The sequence below is a fragment of the Azonexus sp. GW821-FHT04F04 genome (assembly GCF_059420025.1).
Genome location: NZ_JBWKSX010000001.1, coordinates 342,350 through 367,460, shown reverse-complemented (window position 1 = coordinate 367,460; position 25,111 = coordinate 342,350). Strand labels below are relative to the sequence as shown.

The 25,111-nt window shown below is 62.1% G+C and carries 22 protein-coding genes; 5 read left to right on the top strand and 17 right to left on the bottom strand.

The genetic code is table 11. The features are described 5' to 3' along the window. Positions 1-2: 2 nt before the first annotated feature. Together aroQ and AC07TV_RS01785 are read right to left on the bottom strand one after the other, a co-directional pair. The gene (aroQ, locus tag AC07TV_RS01790) at positions 3-482 is read right to left on the bottom strand and encodes a type II 3-dehydroquinate dehydratase (RefSeq protein WP_494646683.1); all 480 of its coding nucleotides are present in this window, start codon (positions 480-482) and stop codon (positions 3-5) included. A 39-nt stretch (positions 483-521) separates the two neighbouring features. Then, positions 522-1,112, bottom strand: coding sequence for a hypothetical protein (locus AC07TV_RS01785; RefSeq protein ID WP_494646682.1), 591 nt, complete (start codon positions 1,110-1,112; stop codon positions 522-524). 50 nt (positions 1,113-1,162) lie between these two features. On the opposite strand from AC07TV_RS01785, the gene mpl reads away from it, so the two are divergent. Beyond that, complete coding sequence (gene mpl / locus AC07TV_RS01780; protein WP_494646681.1) at positions 1,163-2,509, top strand: UDP-N-acetylmuramate:L-alanyl-gamma-D-glutamyl-meso-diaminopimelate ligase; 1,347 nt, start codon at positions 1,163-1,165, stop codon at positions 2,507-2,509. A gap of 101 nt (positions 2,510-2,610) precedes the next feature. On the opposite strand, the gene AC07TV_RS01775 is transcribed toward mpl, so the two are convergent. The 5 genes from AC07TV_RS01775 to nikR all read right to left on the bottom strand — a co-directional run bounded on the left by AC07TV_RS01775 (position 2,611) and on the right by nikR (position 9,786). Further along, on the bottom strand, positions 2,611-4,887 hold the full coding sequence (locus AC07TV_RS01775; RefSeq protein ID WP_494646680.1) for an NADP-dependent malic enzyme: 2,277 nt from the start codon (positions 4,885-4,887) through the stop codon (positions 2,611-2,613). 89 nt (positions 4,888-4,976) lie between these two features. Beyond that, on the bottom strand, positions 4,977-6,986 hold the full coding sequence (locus tag AC07TV_RS01770; protein WP_494646679.1) for a TonB-dependent receptor: 2,010 nt from the start codon (positions 6,984-6,986) through the stop codon (positions 4,977-4,979). Between the two features lie 91 nt (positions 6,987-7,077). Then, a complete protein-coding gene (locus AC07TV_RS01765; RefSeq protein WP_494646678.1) occupies positions 7,078-7,887 on the bottom strand; it encodes a HoxN/HupN/NixA family nickel/cobalt transporter in 810 nt (269 codons plus the stop codon). A 113-nt stretch (positions 7,888-8,000) separates the two neighbouring features. Then, on the bottom strand, positions 8,001-9,347 hold the full coding sequence (locus tag AC07TV_RS01760; RefSeq protein WP_494646677.1) for a PAS domain-containing sensor histidine kinase: 1,347 nt from the start codon (positions 9,345-9,347) through the stop codon (positions 8,001-8,003). After that, a complete protein-coding gene (nikR, locus tag AC07TV_RS01755) occupies positions 9,322-9,786 on the bottom strand; it encodes a nickel-responsive transcriptional regulator NikR (protein WP_494646676.1) in 465 nt (154 codons plus the stop codon). Before nikR ends, AC07TV_RS01760 begins: the two co-directional genes overlap by 26 nt. A gap of 78 nt (positions 9,787-9,864) precedes the next feature. Here nikR and AC07TV_RS01750 point away from each other — a divergent pair, with 78 nt between their 5' ends. From AC07TV_RS01750 to AC07TV_RS01735, 4 genes are all read left to right on the top strand, one after another. Further along, positions 9,865-10,191, top strand: a complete 327-nt coding sequence (locus AC07TV_RS01750; protein WP_494646675.1) for a metal-sulfur cluster assembly factor — start codon at positions 9,865-9,867, stop codon at positions 10,189-10,191. Further along, complete coding sequence (locus tag AC07TV_RS01745) at positions 10,192-11,259, top strand: DUF8744 domain-containing protein (RefSeq protein ID WP_494646674.1); 1,068 nt, start codon at positions 10,192-10,194, stop codon at positions 11,257-11,259. After that, positions 11,256-11,648 carry a hemerythrin domain-containing protein gene (locus AC07TV_RS01740; RefSeq protein ID WP_494646673.1) on the top strand — a complete coding sequence of 131 codons (393 nt, stop codon included), beginning with the start codon at positions 11,256-11,258 and terminating at the stop codon, positions 11,646-11,648. Before AC07TV_RS01745 ends, AC07TV_RS01740 begins: the two co-directional genes overlap by 4 nt. A gap of 228 nt (positions 11,649-11,876) precedes the next feature. After that, positions 11,877-12,842, top strand: coding sequence for an AAA family ATPase (locus tag AC07TV_RS01735; RefSeq protein ID WP_494646672.1), 966 nt, complete (start codon positions 11,877-11,879; stop codon positions 12,840-12,842). A gap of 28 nt (positions 12,843-12,870) precedes the next feature. Here AC07TV_RS01735 and AC07TV_RS01730 read toward each other — a convergent pair whose 3' ends face one another. The 10 genes from AC07TV_RS01730 to AC07TV_RS01685 form a co-directional block, all read right to left on the bottom strand. Next, positions 12,871-13,902: an endonuclease/exonuclease/phosphatase family protein gene (locus AC07TV_RS01730; RefSeq protein ID WP_494646671.1), complete on the bottom strand. Its 1,032-nt coding sequence runs from the start codon at positions 13,900-13,902 to the stop codon at positions 12,871-12,873. Positions 13,903-14,010: 108 nt separating this feature from the next. Next, entirely contained in the window at positions 14,011-14,397 is a 387-nt protein-coding gene (locus AC07TV_RS01725; protein ID WP_494646670.1) for a hypothetical protein, read from the bottom strand. Next, a complete protein-coding gene (locus AC07TV_RS01720) occupies positions 14,394-15,182 on the bottom strand; it encodes a J domain-containing protein (protein ID WP_494646669.1) in 789 nt (262 codons plus the stop codon). The genes AC07TV_RS01725 and AC07TV_RS01720 overlap by 4 nt, the downstream gene beginning before the upstream one ends. A gap of 193 nt (positions 15,183-15,375) precedes the next feature. Further along, positions 15,376-16,314: a GGDEF domain-containing response regulator gene (locus AC07TV_RS01715; protein ID WP_494646668.1), complete on the bottom strand. Its 939-nt coding sequence runs from the start codon at positions 16,312-16,314 to the stop codon at positions 15,376-15,378. 165 nt (positions 16,315-16,479) lie between these two features. Then, positions 16,480-17,646, bottom strand: coding sequence for a Na+/H+ antiporter NhaA (nhaA, locus tag AC07TV_RS01710; protein WP_494646667.1), 1,167 nt, complete (start codon positions 17,644-17,646; stop codon positions 16,480-16,482). Next, the gene (locus AC07TV_RS01705) at positions 17,643-19,232 is read right to left on the bottom strand and encodes a HAMP domain-containing protein (protein WP_494646666.1); all 1,590 of its coding nucleotides are present in this window, start codon (positions 19,230-19,232) and stop codon (positions 17,643-17,645) included. Before AC07TV_RS01705 ends, nhaA begins: the two co-directional genes overlap by 4 nt. Positions 19,233-19,409: 177 nt before the next feature. Then, a complete protein-coding gene (locus AC07TV_RS01700) occupies positions 19,410-20,828 on the bottom strand; it encodes a nickel-dependent hydrogenase large subunit (protein WP_494646665.1) in 1,419 nt (472 codons plus the stop codon). Further along, positions 20,825-21,826, bottom strand: coding sequence for an NADH-quinone oxidoreductase subunit B family protein (locus tag AC07TV_RS01695; protein ID WP_494646664.1), 1,002 nt, complete (start codon positions 21,824-21,826; stop codon positions 20,825-20,827). The genes AC07TV_RS01700 and AC07TV_RS01695 overlap by 4 nt, the downstream gene beginning before the upstream one ends. After that, a complete protein-coding gene (locus tag AC07TV_RS01690; RefSeq protein WP_494646663.1) occupies positions 21,823-23,316 on the bottom strand; it encodes a sigma-54-dependent transcriptional regulator in 1,494 nt (497 codons plus the stop codon). Before AC07TV_RS01690 ends, AC07TV_RS01695 begins: the two co-directional genes overlap by 4 nt. Next, positions 23,313-25,004: a hydrogenase maturation protein gene (locus AC07TV_RS01685; RefSeq protein ID WP_494646662.1), complete on the bottom strand. Its 1,692-nt coding sequence runs from the start codon at positions 25,002-25,004 to the stop codon at positions 23,313-23,315. The genes AC07TV_RS01690 and AC07TV_RS01685 overlap by 4 nt, the downstream gene beginning before the upstream one ends. Positions 25,005-25,111 lie beyond the last annotated feature (107 nt).

Here is a 25,111-nt window from a genome sequence, read left to right as displayed (position 1 = left end):
GACTATTCAATATTAAGCTTGTTAAGCAGATATTCGAGGGCCAGCAGGTAGCCCTCATGACCCAACCCGCAGATGACACCGATGGCCAGATCCGAAAAATACGAGTGATGGCGGAACGGTTCCCGCGCATGCACATTGGAAAGATGCACTTCGACGAACGGAATCGCCACGGCCGCAATCGCATCACGCAAGGCTACGCTGGTATGCGTGTAGGCCGCGGGATTGATGATGATGGCGCGGACACCCTGTTCGCGAGCGGCATGAATACGCTCGATCAGCGCACCTTCATGATTGCTCTGGAACGCCTCAAGATCGACACCGGCCGTTTCCGCCATGCGCGCCAGCGACATGTTGATGTCCGAGAGGGTTACCTGGCCATAATGCTCAGGTTCACGGGTGCCAAGCAGGTTCAGATTCGGCCCGTGAATGACTAGGACACGAGGCTTTTCGACCGGCTTGGAAGCTGTTTTTCGCTTCGTCATAGCTGCAAGTTTGCCGCAAATGGCTGCAACTTGTCCAGTCTATTCCTTTAGTAAGGCGCGTAGCGCATCGGCCCGGATGCGTTCGTGCGGACGTCCATCGTGGTGTTTCAGGCTGACTCGCTCCATGTTCGGCGGCAGAATGATCAGGTCCGCATCGGCCGTGTCGGTTTCCATGCGCAGCACAGCCTCGACCCGCTCATTTCGCGATTCTACATGGTCGACGTCGATGGCGCGATTGAGCAGGAAGATCTCGACCTCTTTGGCGCTGTCGGCGAAGAGCAGGATATCGATGTGCGAATGCTCACCGGCCGTACCATCAAGGACTGACCCGGTCAGGTAGGGGTTGAAAATCGCCAGCAAGTCGAGCAGCTCGAGTGCCGTGTGGCGCAACATCCCGAGCAGCTCTTCATGCTCTTCGCCCTGATAGAGACTGCGATAAGCACGCAACTCGGCTTCGACCTCGGCGTTGTCCGGGAAGGCTGAATTGTCGGGCAGCCCCAGTTGGCGGGCCGCCTTCTTTTTGGCGTGGTGATAATCGGTAATGCCGTCCTCCGCCATCAGGCGGGCGGCGGCGCTGGCGATGCTGGCCCGGGTGCCGGGGCTCGTACGTTGCCGTTCATGACGGGCCATGGGGACTCGATCAAGGTAAAATCACCCCCATTCTAACGGCTCGAACTGAAATGCACATTCACATTCTCGGCATCTGCGGCACTTTCATGGGCGGCGTAGCCCAACTGGCGGTCGATTCCGGCCACAAGGTCACGGGCTGCGACGCCAACGTCTATCCGCCGATGAGCGACCAGCTACGCGGTGCCGGTATCGAGCTGATCGAAGGTTTCGATGTCGAGCAACTGAAGCTGGCGCCTGATGTCTTCGTGATCGGCAACGCCATTTCGCGCGGCAACCCGCTGCTTGAAGCCATTCTCGACAAGGGCCTGCCTTATGTTTCCGGGCCGCAATGGCTGGCCGAGAACCTGCTGCAAGGCCGCTGGGTGCTTGGTGTCGCCGGCACCCATGGCAAGACGACTACAGCCTCGATGCTGGCCTGGATTCTCGAGGCCGCGAACATGGACCCCGGCTTCCTGATCGGCGGCGTGCCCCTGAATTTCGGCGTCTCGGCCCGACTGGGCGGCACACCGTTCTTCGTCATCGAGGCCGACGAGTACGACACGGCTTTCTGCGACAAGCGCTCCAAATTCGTCCATTACCGCCCGCGAACGGTCGTTCTGAATAACCTGGAATTCGATCACGCCGACATCTTCAGCGATCTGGCAGCCATCGAGACGCAATTTCACCACCTCATTCGCACCTTGCCGCAATCAGGGCTGATCGTTTCCAATGCCGCCGAGGCCAGTCTGGATCGCGTTTTGCAGCGCGGTTGCCGGACGCCGGTCGAGCGTTTCAACGCCCCGGACGGCTATCGCGTGACCGGCGACGACGCCCGTGGCGAACTGGTCTTGCACTCGCCCGATGGCAAGGTTAGGCGTACCGTCTGGGGGCTTTCCGGCGACCACAACCGGGCCAATGCCTGCGCCGCGCTGCTTGCCGCCCGCCATGTCGGCGTGCCGCTTGAACAGGGGCTGGATGCGCTGTCGCGCTTCGAGAATGTCAAACGGCGTATGGAAGTGCGTGGCGAAGTGCGCGGTGTGACGGTTTACGACGATTTTGCCCATCATCCGACGGCCATCGCGACGACGGTTGCCGGCCTGCGTCGCAAGGTCGGCAGGGCCCGCATTCTGGCCGTGCTCGAACCGCGTTCGAACACGATGAAACTGGGCACGATGAAGGCGCAACTACCGGACAGCCTGCGCGAGGTCGACATGGCTTTCTGCTACGCCGGCAATCTGGGTTGGGATGCGCGCGAGGCGCTGGCACCAATGGGCGAGCGCGCTGTCGTTGAGGATGACTTGGCCCGACTGGTCGACCAGATCGTCATCAACGCGCAACCGGGCGATCACATTCTGGTCATGAGCAACGGTGGCTTTGGTGGCATTCACGGCAAGATACTGGCCGGATTGACGGAGTAGCCTCCTTTTCGGCTGAACTTCCACGGTCGACCGGAAAAAACAGCCAAAAATGAAAAAGGCGCGGCGAGGTTTCCCTCCCGCGCCTTTTTGTTGCGCCGGGTTTAGCGCTCCATGGATTCCACGACAGCCAGCGCAGTCATGTTGACCAGGCGACGCACGGTGGCGGTCGAGGTCAGCACGTGCACAGGACGAGCCACGCCGAGCAGGATGGGGCCAATGGTCACGCCTTCGCCGCCGGTCATCTTGATCAGGTTGTAGGAGATGTTGGCAGCGTCGATGTTGGGCATGACCAGCAGGTTGGCCTCGCCCTTGAGCGGCGAATCCGGGTTGGCTTCACGGCGCAGGTCTTCATTGAGCGCCGAGTCACCGTGCATTTCGCCATCGACTTCCAGTTCGCCGGCCGACATGGCCGAAACCAGCCCGGCAGCGACGCTCATCTTGCGCGCCGACTCGGAATTGCTCGAACCGAAATTGGAATGGGAGAGCAGCGCGACCTTCGGATGGCTGCCGAAACGCTTGACCTGTTCGGCTGCCATGAGTGTCATTTCAGCGATTTCCTGGGCGTTCGGGTTTTCGTTCACATGCGTGTCGCAGATGAACAGCGAGCGGCCCGGCAGCATCAGATAATTCATCGCCGCCAGCGTGCTGACACCGGGGCGCTTGCCGATGATCTGGCTAATCACGCCGAGATGGTGGCTGTACTGGCCGGTCATGCCGCAGATCATGCCGTCGGCGTAGCCGAGCTTGAGCAGCATGGCGCCGATCACCGTCGGCTTGCGCCGCATGGCTTCCTTGGCGATGGCCGGGGTGATGCCCTGACGCGCCATGGCCTTGTGGTAAGCCGTCCAGCATTCGCGGTAACGCTCGTCGGATTCGGGATTGACGACATCAAAATCGACACCCTGCTTGATGCGCAGCTTGGCTTTTTCCAGACGATGTTCGATCACGCCGGGACGACCGATCAGGATCGGGCGGGCGAACTTTTCCTCGATAACCACCTGAGCAGCGCGCAGGACGCGCTCGTCTTCACCTTCGGCAAAAATAATGCGCTTGCCCTTGGCCTGACGGGCAGCCTGGAAGATGGCGCGCATGCCGACACCGGTGTGATAGACGAACTCCGACAACTTGGCGCGGTAGGCTGCCCAGTCGGTAATCGGGCGGGTAGCAACGCCCGAATCCATGGCAGCCTGGGCGACGGCCGGCGCGATCTTGACAATCAGGCGCGGGTCGAAGGGCTTGGGAATCAGGTATTCCGGGCCGAAAGACAAGTCGGCGCCCGGATAGGCCATGGCCACTTCGTCGGTCACTTCGGCCTCGGCCAGCTCGGCGATGGCGCGCACGGAGGCCATCTTCATTTCTTCGGTAATGCGCGTGGCACCAACGTCGAGTGCGCCACGGAAGATGAACGGGAAGCACAGCACGTTGTTGACCTGGTTCACGTAGTCGGAACGGCCGGTGGCGATGATCGCATCCGGGCGGACTTCCTTGACCAGTTCAGGCATGATTTCCGGAGTCGGGTTGGCCAGCGCGAAGACCATGGGCTTGTCGGCCATGGTCTTGACCATGTCCTGCTTGACGACGCCGGCAGCAGAGAGGCCGAGGAAAATGTCGGCGCCGACCATGGCGTCAGCCAGCGTACGCATTTCGGTATTCTGGGCGTAACGCGCCTTGGTCTCGTCCATGCCACCCGGGCGACCGACGTAGATGACGCCCTTGGAGTCGCAAATGGTGATGTTCTCGCGCTTGACGCCGAGATCGCACCACAGATTCACGCAGGAGATGGCAGCGGCACCAGCGCCGGAAACGACGACCTTGACCTCGTCGATCTTCTTGCCAACGACCTTCAGGCCGTTGAGCATGGCGGCACCGGAAATGATCGCGGTGCCGTGCTGGTCATCGTGGAAGACGGGGATGTTCATCCGTGCCTTGAGCTTCTCTTCGATGTAGAAGCACTCCGGCGCCTTGATATCTTCGAGGTTGATACCGCCGAGCGTCGGCTCGAGGGCGGCAATCATGTCGATCAGCTTGTCCGGGTCGTTCTCGGCCAGTTCGATGTCGAAGACGTCAATACCGGCGAATTTCTTGAACAGGCAACCCTTGCCTTCCATGACCGGCTTGGAAGCCAGCGGGCCGATATTACCAAGGCCGAGCACGGCGGTGCCGTTTGTCACGACACCGACCAGATTGGCCCGCGAGGTATACCAGGCGGCCGTCGCCGGATCTTCGACGATCGCATCGCAGGCGGCAGCAACACCCGGGGAGTAGGCCAGCGCGAGGTCGCGCTGATTGGTCAGGCCCTTGGTCGGGCGGACTGAAATCTTGCCCGGGGTGGGCCAGCGATGGTATTCGAGAGCGGCTTCGCGCAGATCCTTTTCCACGGATTCTCCTGGGGGTTTAGGTATTAGGGAAAACCCGTTAGGGTACTCCAATCGTTGCCCCGCTGGAAGTGTAATTCATAATTACAGCGTCAAAATCGATGGCTTATGGTCAGGCGCAGGCTTCTCGGCTCGGTCGGGTGAATATGCCGGTCATTTACAGCAGCCCCTTCGGTGGCAAGCTGCGAGTCGTACCAGTATTCGATGTCATTCACCTTGCGGTCGAAAAGGTTGTAGATGTCGAGCGCCAGCTGCGTGCGCCGGCTGAACTTGTAGCCCATGCGCAGGTTGGTCAGCGCCGATGCGCCGGAGCGGACCGAGTTGTCCTCAATCAGCGGCCGCGGCCCGAAGTAGCGCAGGCGTATGGCACCGAACCAGGGGCCGAGGTGATCCAGCGTCAGCCCGATGTTGGCGGTTGTCGTCACCGCCCCCGGGATGAAGTCGCCGACCAGGGGGGCGTGGTCGCGGAAGCGGGCATGCGACCAGGCGAGGTCGGCATCGACCGCCAGCCAATCAGACAACACGTAGAGATTGGTCCATTCGACACCGTAACGGCGCGACGGGCGGGAAGCTTCGGTCGTCCCGGCATCGCCGACAAAAAGCAGTTCGGAGGCCGAATCGAGTTGCCACAGGGCGACGGTCGACTGCCAGCCCGGCACAATTTCCGAACGCAGGCCGAGCTCGTAACCCTTGGTCCGCACTAGCGGCTTGACCGCCTGCACCGGCGTTACGCCATCGGCCGGATTGACGCGAATGGTCGTGCCGCGCGCGTCGTTGGAATGAAAACCGTGGCCGTAATTGAGATAGAGCTCAGTCTTGCGCCACGGGCCGAAGATCAGCGCCAGCTTGGGCGTCACCATCTGGTCGCCGGCTTTTCCCGAATTTGCCGCCAAATTGCTGTTGACCGTGAAATCGTAAGTGTCGGCGCGCAGACCTTGCACGGAGCGGAACCATTCGGTCCAATGCATCTCGTTTTGCGCCCACAGACCGAGGCTGCGCTGTGTCGCCTTGTCTTCGCGCACCGTGCTCAGCGTTTGGCGGGCACTGGTCGCATAGAGACCAACCGGATTAAGGTCATCGATCCGCCCCTGCAGGCCGATACTGTTCTCGACTTCAAAGCCGCCCCAGCGATCAAACATCGCGTGCGAAACAGCGAAACCGCCGGCCTGCCGACGTTCGGCCTGCTTGAACTGGTCGCCCGGCGGACAGCCGGCATTCAGGCAATACTGGAAGTTGGACCACAGATCGAGGTCGGACTTCAGCCACCAGACATTGGCCTTGCTCTGCGCCTTTTCCCAGCGCTTCGCCCACTCGCCGGACAGGCTGAAACGATGCGTCTCGCCGCCGGTCGTCGGATCGAGCGAGCCGAAACGGTCGACGGCGCCGCTGGAAATGGCGCGCTGGGCGATCTGGTCGGTCGATGTCCACCGGCCACGGTACGCCATGCCGGTAAGCGAAAAACCATCGTTGCGCGCGCCCTGGCTGTAACGCAGGACGCCGTTCAATTTACGGTAATCCTCATCGACCTGCCACGGCCCGTCGTTGTGGAACAGTTCAAGGGCGTAAAGTAAATGTCCGCCAACCAGCTCCGGCGAACCGGCGAGCAGGCTGCGCGCATAACCGTTCTGGCCCAAAGTCAATTGCGCCAGCGTGCCGTCGATCTGACGAATATAGTCAATATGTGCCGCGCCGGCTGACGAAAAATCACCCTCCTCGACAAAGTACGGCCCCTTGCGGAAGCTGATGCGGTCGACCAGTTCGGGAATCAGGAAATTGAGATCGGTGTAGCCCTGGCCGTGAGCGTGCGTCGGCATATTGACCGGCACGCCGCCAACATAGGTGGCGAAATCGGTACCGTGATCGAGATTGAAGCCGCGCAGAAAATACTGGTTGGCCTTGCCGTCGCCAGCGTGCTGGGTGACGATCAGGCCCGGCACCATTTCCAGCGCCTCGCCGGGACGCAGGATGGGCACTGCGGCCAGCCTCTGGCTGGAAACCACGCCTTCGCTGCCCGAAGCCGCAATGCCTTCGAGATTTTCCGCCTTGGCGCGGACTTCGACTGCGGACAGTTCGGTCGACTCATGAGCGACTGCAGCGGTCATCGCCACCATCAAATAAGAACTAAATAATTTTTGTCTTAATTTCATCGCTTAAAAAAGCCGGTCGCCCGGCCATCCCCCCGTCGTCAAGTGACTAAACCGTAACCGGCCGGCGCGTCAGGCGCACCGCAGCAATAAAGCTGAGGGCAATGATCGCCACCAGCGAAAAACCGAATATCAACTCCTTGCCTTCGCTCCACATATCGACCGTCGGCGACAGCATTTTGGCGGCGCCGAAAGCGGCGACCAGCAGGCTGACACCCGACACCACCAGCCCCATGACGCGGGAAGCAATGAGCGCCACCTGATCGGCCCGGGCGATCAGCCTCGCGATCCACAGGCCATTGATGCCATCGGTCAGCAACATGCCGAGCATGAAGAGCAGGGCGAGCACGAGGGCATGTTCCCAGCCACCGAACTGGGTTGCGGTCAGGGCGAAGAAAGCAGCTTGCGACAGGGTGTCGAAGGACAGCGCAAACAAGGCGCCGACCAAGGCAATCAGCGCCGGATGCGAAACATGGCGCAGATTGCCGAGCAGGCGGCCCTTGAGACCGACCGGCTGGACCATTTCATGGGGTTCGGCGGCGAGCACAGCGGCCAGATTGAGACTGCCGAGTGCGACAAGAAAAATAATGGAGATCACGGCACCCAGCATGCCGAACCATTCCGGCACCGCCCACTGTCCGGCCAGCGCCGAGACGCCGAGGGCGATGGCCATCACCACTGCACCGTGGCCGAGCGAGAACAGGGTGCCGCAATAGCGCGCCAGAGCCGGCCGGGTACGGGCGTTGTAGCGGGTCAGGCCATCGATGGTGGCCAGATGGTCGGCGTCGAAACCGTGCTTCATGCCGAGCACGAAGGTCAGGATGAGTAGCGACAGCCAGTCGGAGGGCAGGGTTTCCATGGGCTCTGTATGAACTTTATGTCCATCTTCATACAAAGAGCGTGCCAGATCAATAAGTCGTTGTTCGTATTGACTTCATCATCTGAAAGCTGGCCAGAATGTCCACTAAATGGTCAGTGACTTTCCACCGGAAGTGCAAGGATAAATTCCGCTCCGCCACCCGGAAGGTTGTGGGCGCTGAGCTTGCCGCCATGCCGTTCGACGATGCCATAGCTGATCGACAAGCCGAGGCCGGTGCCCTGGCCGACCGGCTTGGTCGTAAAGAAAGGCTCGAACAGGCGGCCGAGATGTTCTTCGGAGATGCCGGGGCCGTTGTCGGCGAAACGCAGGATGACCATGCCGCCTTCGCTGGCGCCGGAGATGGTCAGGCTGGGTTCGGGCTGGCTGGCCGTGGCATCGCAGGCGTTCTGCACGAGGTTCATGACGACCTGCTGCAATTGCCCTGATGAACCCGAGCATTTCAAATTTGGCGATAAATTCGTGTTGACCGTGAACTTGGCCGCCGCGCTCTGCACCACCCAGCGCACCGAGCGTTCGACGACTTCGTTGAGGCTGACCTGCTCGGGCGTCATCTTGTCGACGGCCGAAAAGCGCTTCAGCGCATCGACGATGTCGCGCGTGCGCTCGGCCCCTTCGATCATGCCGTCGATGAGGTGCGGCATGTCGGCCAGGATGCGGTCGATACGCAGTTCGTCGCGCATGGATTTGAGCGCGGCGTTATCGGCAGCATTGCTGGCGTGCACCGCGCCGAGGTAGCTTTCGAGCCGGCTGGCGTAGCGCTTGAGCGACAGCACGTTGCCGAGCACGAAGCTGATCGGATTGTTGAGTTCATGCGCCACACCGGCCACCAGGCGGCCGAGCGAAACCATCTTTTCAGCATGCAGCAACTGGCCCTGCGTCCGCTTGAGGTCGTCGTGCGCCTGGCGCAAGGCCGAATAGGCACGGCGCAGTTCGCCGACCGGCCGGCCAGTGACGACCATGCCCATGAGCTTGCCGGTCTGCGACAGGCGCGGCGTGCAGTTCATCGACACCGGCACGGTCGAACCGTCACCGGCACGCAGGAAAAACTCGCAGTCGTGGACGCCTTCACGGCCAAACCGGGCAAAGATGTCGCGCGCCTTGGCCCGCTCGATGTCGTCGGCAAAGAGATCGAAGACGGGGGTGTGCTCAAGTTCGCCGGCCGTTTTGCCGGAGATGTGGAGCAGCGAGGAATTGACCTCTTCAATGCTGCCATTGCGGTCGCAGACGATCAGGATATCGGACATCGAGGCAAGCACGCTCTCGATGAACTGGTGCGACTCTTCGAGCGCTGCGTTCTTTTCTTCGAGGGCGACTTCGTATTGCAGGAGGTCGTTGTAGACCTCGTCCATTTTCTGGATGACTTCGATCCACGCCTGCTCGCCACCCGGCGGCAGCGGCGAATCGCCGGCCAGATCAGCGGGCGGGGCGATAGTGGACATGGGCTTCGCCGTGCTCGTCATGGGCATGATGGTGTTCCGCTTCGAGCGCGATGACGTTGAGTTTGCCGTGGCGGACGCCGCGTTCGGCCATCAGCGCGTCGGCAAATTGTCTGACGTCGGCTGTCGAGCCTTTCAAAATAACCGATTCGAGACAATTGTCGTGATCAAGGTGGCTGTGCAACGCTGCCACGGTCAGGTCGTGGTGGTCGTGCTGCAGGCCGGTCAGGCGTTCGGCCAGTTCGCGTTCGTGGTGGTTATAGACGTAGGACAGGTTGGCAACACAGTGACCGGACGGCGTTTCGCGCTGGCGATCGCTCTCGATGGCGCCGCGGATCAGGTCGCGCACGGCTTCCGAGCGGTTGCTGTAGCCGCGGGCCGCGATCAGTTGATCGAATTCCTTGGCCAAAGCCTCATCCAAAGAAATTGTGAAGCGTTCCATGTTCTTTGCTCCGTGCTAAATACGGCCTGAAAACGCGATGCTAGGATGGCCTTCACCGCATTCTAACGTCTGGCTCAAATGACCGCTGCCCTCGATACCGAACAGATTCGCGCCGCCCTGCGCAAGGTGGTCGACCCCGAGGTCGGCGCCAATATTGTCGATCTCGGGCTGATCTACCGCATCGAAGTCGACGGCAGCAAGCTGCTTATCGATATGACCATGACCTCGCCGGCCTGCCCAATGGGCGAAATGATCGTCGATGACGCCTACGCCGAGCTCGACCGCGTCCTGCCGGCCGACTGCCAGCCGGAAATCCGCCTCGTCTGGGAGCCGCCCTGGGCGCCGTCGATGATGAGCGAAAAGTGCCGCCTGAGTCTGGGCTGGGACGAGGCGGACAGCGCATAAATGGCCGACCTCAAACCCGGCGGCCGCTTGCCGCTGCTCTTTTTCGGCATGCTCTCGCTGCTCGGCGGCGTGATGGCCGGCCTCGCCCGCCTCGGCTGGGACGTGCCCGGCCCGGCCATGCAGGCGGCCGGCGTGCATGGGCCGCTCATGATCGCCGCCTTTTTTGGCACGGTGATCAGCCTCGAGCGCGCTGTCGCAGCTGGCCGGAACTGGGCCTACCTCGCCCCGCTAGCGGCCGGGGCCAGCGGCATTGCGCTGCTCGCCGGCGCCCCGTTGCTGCTCGGCCAGATCCTCGGCAGCCTTGGCGCGCTCGGCCTGATCGCCGCCAGCGCGGTCGCCCTGCGCCGTCAGGTTGCCGTCTTCACCATCATCCTGACCCTGGCCGCCGGCTGCTGGCTGGTTGGCAATCTGCTCTGGCTGGCTACGGGAAACGTCAGCACCGCCGTCGCCTGGTGGCTGCTTTTTCTCGTGTTGACCATTGCCGGCGAACGGCTCGAACTGACCCGTTTTCTGCCGACGCCGCCGCTCGCCCCAAAGCTGTTCCTCACCATCGTCGGCGCTCTAATGCTCGGCGCCGCGGCCGGGCTCGACCGGATCTTTGCCGGTGGACTGATCGCCCTTGCCCTCTGGCTGCTGCGTTACGACATTGCCCGCCGCAATATCGCCACCGAAGGGCTGACCCGGTTCATTGCTGCCTGCCTGCTTTCCGGCTACGCCTGGCTCGCCGCAGCCGGCCTGCTCGGGCTGGCCGGCGCCTTCGCCCCCGGTCATGAATGGCGCGATGCGGCCCTGCACGCCATTGGCTTGGGCTTCGTTTTTTCGATGGTCTTCGGCCACGCGCCGATCATTTTCCCTGCCGTCACCCGCATCAGGATTCCCTACCACCCGACCCTTTACCTGCCGCTCGCGCTGCTCCACCTGACGCTGGCGCTGCGCGTCTTCGGCGGGCTCAACAACAATTTCGATCTGCGCCACACCGCCGCCCTGTTCAACGGGCTGGTCCTGCTCGTCTTCATTGCAACGCTGGTGACGCTGGTCGGCAGTAACGCCAAAAGAGGTGCCCGATGAAACGCCATGCTGCCCTGCTGCAACTGTCGCGCGAACACCACCACGCCCTCAAGCTGTCCCGACTGGCCCGCTTTGCCAGCGACGCCGGCCACGCACTGGCCATTGCCGAGGCGGCCGAGAAGATCATCGAAGCCTTTCCCGAAGTGCTCGAACCCCATTTCCAGAGCGAAGAAAACGACCTGCTGCCGGCACTGGCCGCCGCTGGTGCCAACGCGCTGGTCGAGCGCACGCTGGCCGAACACGCCGAATTGCGCGATCTGAACCGGCGCTTGATCGAACCGGACAGCGAAATCCTCGCCCGCTTCGCCACGCTGCTCCACGACCATGTCCGCTTCGAGGAACGGGAAGTGTTCGAAACGGCGCAGCAACTGCTCTACCCGGAGCACTGAACGCTCCAAAGAGGGGCACAAATTGTCGGTTTGCTACGGTCAACCGGAAAAAATGGCCAAAATCGAAACCGCCATTTCGTCTTTGTTGAAAGCCGCAAAGCCGCTTGCGCCAAGGGTTTGCCCTCCTTCCGACGACGACCACCCGACACCGGGAACGAAATATGCTCGACTAAACCCGTAGCACGCTGGATCCGTTAACCGGTCTAAGAGCGCATGGAGGAAGTCATCATGGCACACAGTGAAATCCGACTCTCGGTCGCTGAAGAGCGCACCATCTACGACGTGGCGGCCATCGACCGCGCCATGGAAGAAGCAGCCGGCAATCGCAACGAAGCGCTGGCCAGCCTCTACGACAAGATGAAACAGCGGGGCGGCGGTCGTTTCCTGATCCGCCCGACCGGCGCCGACATGATCGACGATCTCTACGACAGCTGCCCCAATTTTAGCGACGTGATCGACGACCTCAAGAAATACGTCGCCCTTTCCGTTGCCGGCAACGAGCCGATGAGCTTCACGCCGATCCTGCTGCTCGGCGAGCCAGGCATCGGCAAGACGCATTTCGCCCGCGAACTGGCCAACCGCCTGGGCACCGGCCACGAGTTCATCTCGATGAGCTCGCTGACTGCCGGCTGGGTGCTGTCCGGTGCCTCGTCGCAGTGGAACAACGCCAAGCCGGGCAAGGTGGCACACACGCTGGTCCATGGCGACTACGCCAACCCGATCGTCGTCCTCGACGAAATCGACAAGGCCGGCGGCGACTCGCGCTACGACCCGATGGGTTCGCTGTACGGCCTGCTCGAACACGACACGGCGCGTGCCTTCAAGGACGAGTTCATCGACATCGACATCGACGCCTCGCACATCCTGTGGGTAACGACGGCCAACGACGAACGCTCGATTCCCGAGCCCATCCTCAACCGTATGAACGTCTACGAAGTGCCACGCCCGGACCACGATGCAGCGATCAGCATCGCTGCCGCGCTGTACCGCGAGATCGTCGGCCAGCACGACTGGGGCTTCCCGCCGGAAGCCGACGAAGCAGTGCTCGAACGGCTCGGCTCGCTGCCGCCGCGCGACATGCGCAAACGCCTGCTCGCCGCCTTCGGCACGGCCAAGCTGGAAGGCCGCAACTGGCTGGAAGGACGGGATTTCGAACAGGCCAGGATGGGACGGAGCCGGAAGATCGGCTTCTAGGGAGATGGTTGGGCGCTGCGGCGCCCGATCAAACCTCTTCGATGCGTACCGACACCGGAAAATGGTCGCTGTAGCCGTCGAGGTTGACGTTTCCGGCGACATCGCCGGCCGGCAGCCCGAAGCGTATCGGCCCCTCGCCGACGCGGTGGCTGACCATCGGCGGATAGGCCTCGATCCGCGCGCTGCCGTCCACCATGCGCCAGCCGCTCTTGCCGGTGAGCAGGCCGGTTGAAATGAGGATCTGGTCGAACAGGCTGGCATCGCTGCCGAAATACAGCGTGCCGTTGAGCAGGCGCTGATTGCCCTTGCGGTCCTGGGTCATCACCGTCAGATACTCCCAGCTCAGGTTGTAGAACTTGGCACTCCGCGTCCGCGTCACGTCGCCCTTGTCGCGCAGGCCCTGGGCATGGATGGTGACGGATCGATCGAAGGGTTCGTCGTTGAAGTCGCCGAGCGCGATGACCGCGGTGTTGTCGCCTTTGATTTCCCGAATCCGGCCATGCCAATAAGCCAGCGTTTCGCCCGCCGTGGCGCGGAAACCGGACGAATATTCCGCCCCATCACCGGTCGATGACGAGCGTGACGGCCAGTGGTTGGCCAGCATGACCAGTTGCTTTCCGGACGGCGCGACGAAGGTGATCTGCGTGATGTCGCGCGTCCCGGTCTGGCGCATGACCCAGTGCGAAAACAGTTCGTCCATTTTGGCGGTGAACTGGTTGGCGTCGAACAGGAAAGCGGTGTCCACCCCGCGTTGATCGCGGGCCGAATCGACATGAACGAGCTGGTAATTGCGCGCCGACAGAAGCTGGTTGAGGTGGTCGGCCAGCGCCTGCAGGGCATAGCGATTTTCAACCTCGCAGACGCCCAGAACATCCGGACCGGCGCCGTCCTTCATGCGAACGACGATCGAAGCAAGCTGGGCGATTTTTCGTTTGAACAGCGTCTCCGACCAGCCCTTGAGATCCTTCTGCATGGACTTGGCAATCCACGGCTCGCGCCCCGGATAGCCTTCGGGGGCAAAGAGGTTTTCGAGATTCCAGAAGGCAACAAGAGCGGACATTTTGAACTCCTTGGCTAGCGCCCGAGGCGATCAAACCCCGTACGGCAACAGTTTCAGTCTAATGAGCCAGCGCGAAAATTACCAAGTCATTTTCGGGCGGTGCAGTGGTCAATCGAGACGCCGGAAAACGGTCGTCGCCCCATCGCGTTCCTGCAGCTTGAACTCGCGGCGCTCGACGGCGAGCACCGGCGTCGGATCGTCGACTACCCGACTGCCCTGCTTGATGCTCCAGATGATTTTCTGGTCGGCGTAACGCCAGACGCCGTATTGCAGGATGGTGCCGTCGTCCTGACGGATTTCCCACTCGCCATTGGCGGCCAGATGGATGGGCGTGACGGCGCGTGAGGACTGCCATTTGCCGACGAAATCGCCGGCGCTGATCCGCTGACAGCCGGCCAAAGCGACGACAAGCAGGCTGCCGACGAGAAAGCCGGAGATCCGCCGAAGCGGATTTTCCGGGCTGATCCCGGTTTGGCGCAGACGACGGGTAATCACTCGCCGGACGAAAAGCTGCGCCCGCGAAAGCGCTCGATTTCGCGCTGCCGGCGCGCCAGGTCTTCTTCCTTCGCCCGCCGTTCGGCCTCTTCCTTGCGGCGGATTTCTTCTTCCCGGGCGCGATCTGCCTCCTGCTCGGCGCGCCGAAGATTGGCCGAAACTTCAGCGCCCAGGCGTCGTGATTCCTCCTCAAAGCGGCGTTGCTCGCGTTCCTGCTGCTCGACAAGGCGCTGTTGCTGGCTTTCCTCGCGCTCGGCCTGCTCCTTGCGCTTCATGTCGGCCAGCAGCAAATCCGCCTCGGCCCGGTTCGCGGCGCGAATTCCGTAGGTCTGATAGAACTCCTGGAGATAGATCTTTTCGGCCGCCGGCGATGCCGGATCGCCGCCGCTGAGCGCCGAGGCCCGCTGGTAAGCCATGAACACGGCGCTGATCTGGACGACCATGCCGAAGATCATCACCCCGGCAATGATCGTCAGCAAACGGCGGATCGGGCTCCATTTCGTCGGCTCCATCGCCACTTCGATGTGCAGTGGCTGGTCCGCCCCGCCTGGTGCGTTGCCGCGCGTGGTCAGGCCGGCGTCGTAGTCCGAACGGCGCGACGGATTGGAAAGCACCTCGTAAGCGTGCTTGACCAGCTTCAGGCGAAAGGCCGCCTCGGCCGCGCCGAGCGGGTTGCCGGCCGCGCCCAGCTCACGCGAAAGTCTGAGATAGGCGGTGCTGATTTCCGCCAGATCGGCGTGCGGAACCACTTCCAGCAAGTCGTAGTAGGTCGTTGTCTGCTTCATGCGTTGGGTTTTCAGGCCGGACTAGCGGCCAAGCATACCAAATGCATGGGTCCGATACCACGTTCGCCGCTCGGTAGAGGCGTCGCCACGGGTTTTCAATTTTGGCCATTTTTTCCGGTTGACCGTGGGATGCCACGGTCAACCGGAAAAAAGGCCTGAATTTGAAATATTACCCGCCCGGCAGCAGCTTTCCTCAGGCCACTTCGGCCCGGTTGCGTCCGGCGTCCTTGGCTTTGTAAAGCAGGTCGTCGGCAAGGCGGAAGAGCGTCTTGATTTGGCCCATGGCGTGCGGGAAGCAGGCGGCACCGAGGGAAATGGTAACGATGCCATAGGCCCCGTTCTTTTCATGAGGAATACCCAAGCCGGCGACCGCCTCGATCAGGCTGGCCGCCACACCGGCGTGCACGCCCGGCGCGGCGTCTGGAATGATCACGGCAAACTCCTCGCCACCGTAACGGGCGACAAACGCCCCCGGCGCCGTCCGGTCGTCGTTGATCAGTTGAATCTGTTCGCCGAGGCAGGCAGCAACCGCTATCAAACAATCGTCGCCGGCCTGGTGGCCGTAGTGGTCGTTATATTTCTTGAAATTATCGACGTCGATCATCAACAGACTGAACGGCTTGGCCGATTGCCGGGCTTGTTCCCAGGCGATGTCGAGCTGCATGTCCATGGCACGGCGATTGAGCAAGCCAGTCAAGCCGTCGCGATTGGCCTGATCCTGAAGTTTGCCGTTGGCCAGGCACAGGCGGGCGCGCAAGGCGGCGATCCGCGACATGGCTTTCATCTTGGCCTGCAGGACATTTTCCGGAACGGTTTTCGAGATGAAGTCGTCGCCCCCCGCTTCGATGGCCGTCACCAGATTGGTATCGGTATCGGTCGCAGTCACGAAAATAATCGGCGTCCAGGCCCAAGGCTCCATGCCTTCCTGGGCGCGAATCCGGGTCGTCACCTCAAACCCGTTCATGCCTGGCATCTCGATATCCATCAGGATCAGATCGAAGGTTTCCGCCAGAAAGAACTCAAGTGCAATCTCGCCGCTGATCGCATGTTTGACTTCGTAGCCGAACGATTCGAGTCGAGCCCGCATGACCATGGCAATCGCTCGCGAATCGTCTACCAACAGTATCTTCATTCGAATCCCGACCAGGCAAATGCAAACCGCGCAGTGTACTCCCAAGTGCTTGAGGCTTTGCACCGGAAATCCCCGATCTTTATACGCATAGGCATGCCTCCGCAGTGGTCAGAAGATCAAATCGCCGATGCAATCTGGTGGGCGCTACCCGCCGTTTTTACTGATTCATGCTCGGGACGCCGGGCTGAAATACCGGAGCCAGACAAAGCCGAGCCCGCCCGCCGCCAGCGACGCCACCAGGATGGCCATTTTCGACGAATTAATGAGGCTCGCGCTGTCGTGGAAAGCCAGGTTGGTGATGAAAATGGACATCGTGAAGCCGATGCCGCCCAGCAGGCCAGCCCCCAGGATGTGACGGCGCTTGAGGTCGCCGGGCAGGGCACAGACCCCGACCGCCACGGCGAGCAGACTGGCCAGGAAAATGCCCAGCGGCTTGCCAAGGACGAGGCCGCCCAGAATGCCCAGGCTGTTGCTCGACAACAGTTCCTGCTGCCAACCTGCCGAGATGACGATTCCGGTATTGGCCAGCGCAAAAATGGGCAGAACAACAAAGGCGACGGGCTTGGACAGCAGGTGTTCGAGGTGATGCGAGGGCGACGACTCGTCATCGCGATCGCCCGAAAAAGGAATGGCGAACGCCAGCAGAACGCCGGCTATGGTCGCGTGCACCCCGGATTTGAGCATCAGGAACCACATCAGCACCCCGCCCAGCAAATAAGGCAGCAGCGACATGACGCGCAGGCGATTGAGGATGATCAGCACGCCAAAGACAGCGAACGCCGCCAGCAGGTAAGCGGGCGAAAACTGCGTCGTATAGAAAATGGCGATGACGACAATGGCCCCCAGATCGTCCATGACCGCCAGCGCCGTCAGAAAAACCTTGAGCGAAGCCGGCACCCGACTGCCGAGCAGAGCCAGCACGCCGAGCGCAAAAGCGATATCGGTGGCCATCGGAATACCCGCCCCGGCCTGCGTTGGCATATCGGCATTGAGGGCGTAGTGAATCCCCGCCGGGACGACGATGCCCCCCGCCGCAGCGATGATCGGCAGCAGCGCCTTGCGGAAATTCGACAACTCGCCGACATACAGTTCACGCTCCAGTTCCAGACCGACAAACAGGAAAAACACCGCCATCAGCGCATCGTTGGCCCAGTGTTCCAGGCTGAGCCCGGCCACTTTGATGTGCCAGAAATCAAGATAGGCCGGCCCGAAGGCCGAATTGGCGACAAGCAGCGACAGGATCGTGCAGAAGATCAGGACGATGCCGCTCGATTTTTCCGACTCGAAAAATCGGTTGAAACTGCTGGAGAGCGTTGTCTGAAGCGTGGTCATGCTTTTCCTTCGGAAGGGAGCGATTCGGGCGCCATGGCATAGCAGCTGCGTCCATTCTTTTTGGCAACGTACATGGCCAGATCTGCCGCCTTGAGAAGCTGCCCCGGGTCGCTCAAGCCATCGCTCATGGCGATCCCGATCGAGACGCCCAGCGAATGCGCGGCATTTTGCAGCTCGATCGGTTTGGAAATTACTTCGATGCATTTGGCGGCGATTTTTTTCACCACCTCGTCGCCGTTGCCGCCCAGATCGACGATGACAAACACGAACTCGTCGCCCCCGACGCGCGCCAGGGTATCGCTCTGGCGAACCAGCCCGGACAGGCGTCGCGCCACCTCGACCAGCGCTGCATCGCCATATTCGTGTCCCAGTTCGTCGTTGATCGGCTTGAAACCGTCCAGATCGAGAAACAGCACAGCGACTTTCGTCCCGTTGCGCTTGGCCCGGGCAAAGGCTTGCAGCATCCGGTCGTTCAGCAGGTTGCGATTGAGCAGGCCGGTCAGCGGGTCATGATGAGCCATGCGCTCCAGTGCCGCCTGGGTTGTCGACAATTTCTCCAGCAAGCGATTGAAGGCGCCGGTGAGATGGCCGACCTCGTCGTCCCGAACCACCGGCAATGGCGTCAACGGAAGCTCACCCTGGGTCATGCGTTCGGCCAGGTCGGCAGCCGAAAAAAGCGGGCGTAGCAGAACTCTGAACACCAGACCGATGACGACGCAAACAAAAATGACGGCGAGAATCCCGTATTTGACGATCCTCTCCTGGGCTCGCGTCACTGCCTCGAACGCTTCGGCGGTCGGCATCCTGGCCACGACAAACCAACCGGTGCTCGGCACGTCAGCCACCGCCGCCAGCTCCTCGGTGCCTTTCACATTGATTGTTATCCCAGCGCCGCGAAACCCCTGCATGGCGCGATCATGCAAAAGGTTGACACCGAGCGGTGGCGTTTTTTTCAACACGAGGTCGGGATCGCCGGCCGCGACGAAAAGACCATCCTGCGGCGAGATCAGCAAATACCCGCCGGTATGACCTATTTTTCCGGTAAAGATGGGCCCGAGAAAACCGGGAGTATCGAGCGCGCTGACGCCGACAAGGACCGCCTGGACAACACCGTCTTTGTCCTTCAACGCCATGCCCATGGGCAAAACCGGTTTTTTGGCAAAAGCGCCGAATTGCGGCTTGCCGATGCCGGCATTCCCGGTGAGGGCTCGGGCAAAGTCGGGATTGTCGGCAATTGACGCACCTCTTCGCCCGGGAATCGGAGGAAAGTCGGCGATGATGATCCCTTGTCTGTCGGCCACCAGCAATCCCGGCAAAAACACAGGATTGATCCGGTGACGTTCCGCCAGCCAGTCGGTCAACCGCTCAGGCTGCTTCACCATCTCGAGCGGTAAGCTTTCTCCAAGACGATTCAGGGTGTTCCAGCGCGTTGTCAATTGATGATCGACATCCCTGGCAACAGCTTTGGCCAGAGCGATTTGCTGAGCAGAAACAACCTCAATCACATCCTCGCGCAAAAACTTGCCAAGAAAGAAAAAACGCGCCAAAGCCCCGGAAACGACAAGCAACACTCCGAACAAAATCATTCGGGTAACAAGGCTTTTGGAAACTCTGCTGAGATTCATTCGGGGGATGGGATTTACCTGTTCCAAGTCTGATTCATCGCCGCATTGTCACTCTTAAAACCGCTTGGCGGCTGAGTTGATTTTGGACAATAACCGTCAAACCATTTTCCTGGCACGACATTCAGGAACTGCTCGAGGCTAATGCACGGTGCACACCATGCAGGGATCGAAAGAGCGGACGACGTGCTGTACGGTCGGTGGCGCGGCATCGCCGGCCGGCAGGCCGACAAGCGCCTGTTCAAGCGGGCCGGGCTGATTGGAAGCATCGCGCGGTGAAAAGTTCCAGGTGGTTGGGGCGATGATCTGGTAGCGCTCGATGCGGCCGCGCCGGATGCCCAGCCAGTGGCCGAGGCTGCCGCGGGCGGCTTCGACGAGGCCGGTGCCGGTGGCGTCATCGGGCATGTCACCGTGGGCACAGAACGGTTCGCCGGGCTGCAGGGCATTCACCCAGCCTTCCATGGCCGGCAGGACGAGGGCCAGTTCGAGCAGGCGGGCGACGACGCGGGCCATGACGCTGGCGCCGTCGCGCTGCACCAGATCAAGGGCCAGCGGGTGACCGGCGATGACCTGGCGAGCCAAGGCACCGACTTCGTAGGGCTGGCCAGCGTAGCGCGGCGCCTTGCACCAGGTGTAGGCATCGGGCTTGTTGGCATCGACGATGGTTTCGCCCTGCGCCGGGTGGCGTGCTTGGCCGGCTGCCAGCCAGGCGCTGGTGGTGTCTTCGTCGATGGCGACCGGGTCGAAAGCTGCCGCCTGCCCGGCCTGCCAGGTGCCGGCCGGGAACAAATCGTAAGCGCCGTAGGACAGGAAGGCGTCGTAGGCGCGGCCGAGTTTATCGAGACCGAGGTCGCTGGCGGCGTGCAGAAAGGCAGGCAAATCGCCGACCCGCCCGTCGGCCCAGGCGAGTAGCTGGTCCTTGCTGGCCAGTTGGGCGACAGCGGCCAGCGAGTCGCCAAACAGGCGTTTTTCGACAAAGCCGCGGAACTCGCGAAGCAAGGCGAGCAGGCGGATACGTTCACCAGCCGTGATCGCCCGCGTGCTGCCACCGGGCTGGATGGCCAGCGTGTGCGGCCAGCGGCCGGCGAGAAAGCCCATGAGGCGGAGAAAGCCGGCGCGGGCTGGCAACACTTCGGCGGCAGCGTCGCCGGTAACCGCTGTGAACCGCTTCGCCACGGCACCGTGCCAGGGCCGGTCGGCATAGGCCGGGCGGGCAAAATCGGGCATGAAGAAGAGGTAGAAATGCGTCAAGTGATCGGCCAGGTTTTCGGTGGCACATATCAAATTTCGTGATATTTTCCCGTTGACCGTGGGAACGATACCCATCGCCTCGGCCAGCGCCGAGGCTGCCGCCGCCGACTGAGCAACCGAACAGATGCCGCAGATGCGCGGCACGATGGCCAGCGCGTCGAGCGGCGCCCGGCCGATCATGATCTGCTCGAAACCGCGGAAGAGCGGCGAATTGACCCGCGCCGACTGGATGAGACCGGCCTCGACATCAAGGCTGACTTCGAGATCGCCTTCAACGCGGTTGAACGGCCCCACGACGATGCGCGTCACTTGCCGCCGCCTTTCTTGCGAACGGCCGGCATGACGACCGGGTGATCCTCGACGGCATTGTTGCGCACGCGTTTCGGCGTCGCCGACTTGGACAGCGCGGCGAGCGCGACAAACCAGGCTTTCGGCATGTCGGTCGGCAGGCCGATCGGGATGCCGGCCAGTTTGGGTGTTTCCTGGAAAGCGTGGCCGGGCGATTCGAAACCCGGTTCGGTGCAGGCGATGCAGGCAAAGCCGCCGCGCAGACACGATCCGCTGCCGTTCCACGAGCGCAGGTTGCAGTCGGCGTGCGCCTGGGTGCCCTTGCAGCCGAGATTTTCCATGAGGCAGCCGAGGTCGGATTGCTTCATGGCGCTGGCCTTGAATTCGTAAAACTCGTTGCGGGCGCAGCCGTGATGAACCAAGCCACCGGCGTAAAGCAGCGGTCTCCCGAATTCGTCGAGGTCTTCCGGGCTCAGGCCCTCCAGCGCGGCCTTTTCCAGCGTGTCCACAACCCAGCCGGGATGCGTCGGGCAACCGGCAATGTTGATCACCGGCAAGGCGGCCGACGACTGGAAGCCGGCGCCGAGCAAGCCGCCCGGCGTCTGCTCGTCGAACTGCAAGCCGCAGGCTTCAAGGGGATTGCCAGGCGTATTGGCCGAAAAGCCGCCGTAGGCCGTGCACGAGCCGATGGCGAAAACCCATTTGGCGTGGCGGGCCAGACGGGCGACCCATTCGGTCAGCGGCCGGCCGCTGCCGGCCATCAGGTGGAATTTGCCGGTGCCGTTCGGGCCGCGCAGCATGGCCCCTTCGATGCACAGGGCGTCGAAGGCGAGCCGGCCTTCGGCACAGTCTTCCAGAATAGCGAGCGCTTCCTCTCCACTCTCGACCGAGAGGGCCGGGTGCCAGAGAAATTCGATGCCGGCATCACCCAGTTCGTCGAACAGCGAACGCGGCTCGGAGCAAAGCATCGACTGCGTGCAACCGCCGCAACCGCCGCTCTGCAGCCAGAGCACTTTCATTCGGCTTGCTCCAGCCCGTGACGGACCAGCTTGGCGCGCAGACCGACGCGCGACAAGCCCAACTCCCGCGCCGCCCGCGATTTGTTCCAGCGATGGCGACTCATCGCTTCTTTGAGGACATGCATTTCGAGCTGGTCCATGCGCTCCTTGAGACCGCCGCTCAAGCCGGCGGCCCAGGCCGGCTCGTCACCCGGACGGGTGTCGCCATACTCACCAACCGGGCTGCGCAGCACGCGCGGCGAGAGCAGATCAGCACCCAGTAGCGGCGTCGTGGACAGCGCAACCATGCGCAGGATTTCGTTTTGCAGTTCGCGCACATTGCCCGGCCAGCGGTAGGCGGCGATGCTGGCGAGCGCCTCGTTGGTGAAACCTTCGACCGGCTTGGCGAGCGCATGGCAGCTGCTGGCGAGCAGGCGACTGGCCAGCAGCGGCAGATCCATTGGCCGGTCGCGCAGGGGCGGCACGTGCAGGGCGATGGTCGCCAGCCGGTAATAGAGGTCTTCGCGGAAACGGCCGGTACGCACATCGTCTTCGAGATCCCGGTTGGTCGCGGCGATGACGCGAACGTCGACATGGACCGGGCGATTGCTGCCGAGGGGGCGGAATTCGCCTTCCTGCAGCACGCGCAGCAATTTGACCTGGAAAGCCGGGCTGGTTTCGCCGATTTCGTCGAGGAACAAAGTGCCGCCGTCGGCTTGCTGGAACAGTCCGACCCGATCATCAACAGCGCCGGTGAAGGCACCGCGCTTGTAACCGAAGAGCTCGGATTCGAGTAGGTTATCGGGCAGCGCGCCGCAGTTTTCGGTAATAAACGCCTTGCTCGCCCGACTGCTCTCGTAGTGGATGGCGCGGGCGATCATCTCCTTGCCGGTACCCGATTCGCCGGTGACCATGACCGACAGGTCGAACGGTGCGACACGGCCGACCATGTCGCAGACGGCATTGATCGGACTGCCCGGAGCGCGGATCAGGCCGGCCAGACCAAAGTTGCTTTTAACCTTTTCCTGCTTGCTATCGACCTGCCGTTTGAGCACCGGCTCGGCGGTGCGCAGATCGAGCGACAGGCGCTGGTTTTCCTGTTGCAGACGCCAGACTTCGGCAGCGCGCTGCAAAGTCAGCAGCAGTTGCTCGGGTTGCCAGGGCTTGAGCAGGTATTGCCAGATGCCGGCCTCGTTGACGCCGCTGATGATGTCCTCGGCGTCGGTATAGCCGGAAAGGATGATGCGCACGATGTCCGGCCAGCGCGTGCGCACTTCCTTGAGAAACTGGACGCCGGTCGTCCCCGGCATGCGCTGGTCGCAGAGCACGATGCGGACGGCTTGCTCGCGCAGGAGAACTTCCATGCCCTCGTCGGCGCTCGACGCGCAGAGCACCTCGAAATCCTCTTCCAGCGTCCGCCGCAGTGCTTCCTGCGAACGTACCTCGTCGTCGACGACGAGGATGGCCGGCAGGCGGCGCAGGCTGCTGTGGGAAGAAGACGGAAGGGTCATGCCGGAACTTTCCAGTCGAGATCGCGGTGGCGGGCAAGGTGGCGCGGCGTCCACGAATGCGCCGAGCGGGAGACGAAATGATAGCGCGCGACGTGGTACGAGGGATCGAAGCCGTAGAAATTGCGGCGCATTTCGGTCAATTCCTCGGCGCGGTAAGCAGCCAGCGGCTTGGCGGCTTCGTCGGCGTGGCGTTTGGCCTGCTTGGCGGCAAGTTTTTCCGGGAAATCCGGGGCGGCGGCCAGTTCGGCGGCGCGCCGGGCGACATCGACGGCGAAGCCGGGACCGGGCAGGCAGGCGTCGTAGAAGCCGAGCTTGACGGCTTCCGGCGCCGTCATCGGCAGGCGGTGGCGCATGATCGCCTTGGCCCCCTCGTCGCCAACGCGCGGCGGGAGCAGATAGGTCCAGAATTCCGAGCCGTAGAGGTTGCCCATGTTTTTGTAATGCGGGTTGAGCATGACGCCGTCGCGGGCCCAGACGTAATCGGCGGCCCGCGCCAGGAAGCAGCCGCCGGCTCCGGCATTGCCGCCGACCGCAGCTACGGTCAACTGCGTTTCGCAGCGCAAGATGGCCTCGGCCAGATCGTCGATGGCATTGATGTTGGCCCACGACTCGTCGGCCGGGCTTTCGGCGGCTTCTATGGTGTTGAGGTGGATGCCGTTCGACCAGAAATCACTCCCGCCGCGCAGAACGATGACCCTGGTTGGCCTTGTCGTTGCCCACTGAAAGGCTTCGGTCAGGCGCCGACATTGGCCGGTACTCATCGCACCGTTGTAGAACTCGAAGCTCAGGAAGCCGACCGAATTTCCGTTCCATTCGGCCTCCTCGTAGGCGATGTCCTGCCAGGTCGGGATCGGCGATTTCCAGTAGCCGCCGTCTAGCGGCAACTCCGGCAACTCGGCAGCCTCCGTAAAAGCCAGCGATGTCGGCAGCTTGATGCCACCAGCCGGCTTGACGTGGCCGATCCATACCGAGCCGTCAGCCGTTGCTCGACAAATTGCCGTTTCGCGGCGGCCAAGCAGACTGCCCGGCTCGCCCTTGAGCGAGGCTTCCGGCCAGACATCGAACAGGTGACAAGGCTGGCCGAACAGTTCATCGGCGACGCCGGGAAAGCCATCGGCAGCATTGAGCCTGGCCAGAATGGCGGCGCTGGTTTCGCTCTGCCAGTCGATAGCGCGGTCGGCCTGTTGCATGAGGGCGTGCGCTTGTCCGGCCACCCTTTCAGGTTCGAAATTTGGCTCTTTATTCCGGTTGACCGCAGCAAGCACCGCCTGGACGGCTGCTTCGGTCACTTCGTTGCGATAAATCGAGGCTTTCCGGGCCGGGCGCATCGGAAAGGTCGCCGACGCCCAGACCGGCCCGGCATCCATCTCCGCCTCGGCCTGTAACACTGTGACACCCCACTCCCTGGCGCCCCCCTGAATCGCCCAGTCGAGCGCCGACGGACCGCGATCGCCAACCGGCCCCGGATGAACGATCAGGCAGCAATAGCGCGACCAGATCGACTCGGGAATCGCTCGTTTCAAAAATGGTGCGATGATCAAATCCGGCCGGAACAGGGCCACAGCCTCCTCGCTGACCGCATCGGCAATGTCAAATTCGATGCTGATTTCGTGGCCGCGCGTAACAAGTTCGCAATAAAGTCGCTGGGTCAGGCCGTTGAAGCTATGGGTAATGAAGAGAATTCGCACGATTTACAGTTCTTTACAATTCATGTCAGCAAGATGAAACGAGACAGGACGGGGCTTTGCGGGGAGTACCGTCCCATGCCGCATATCTCTATAACTTTCGCGATATT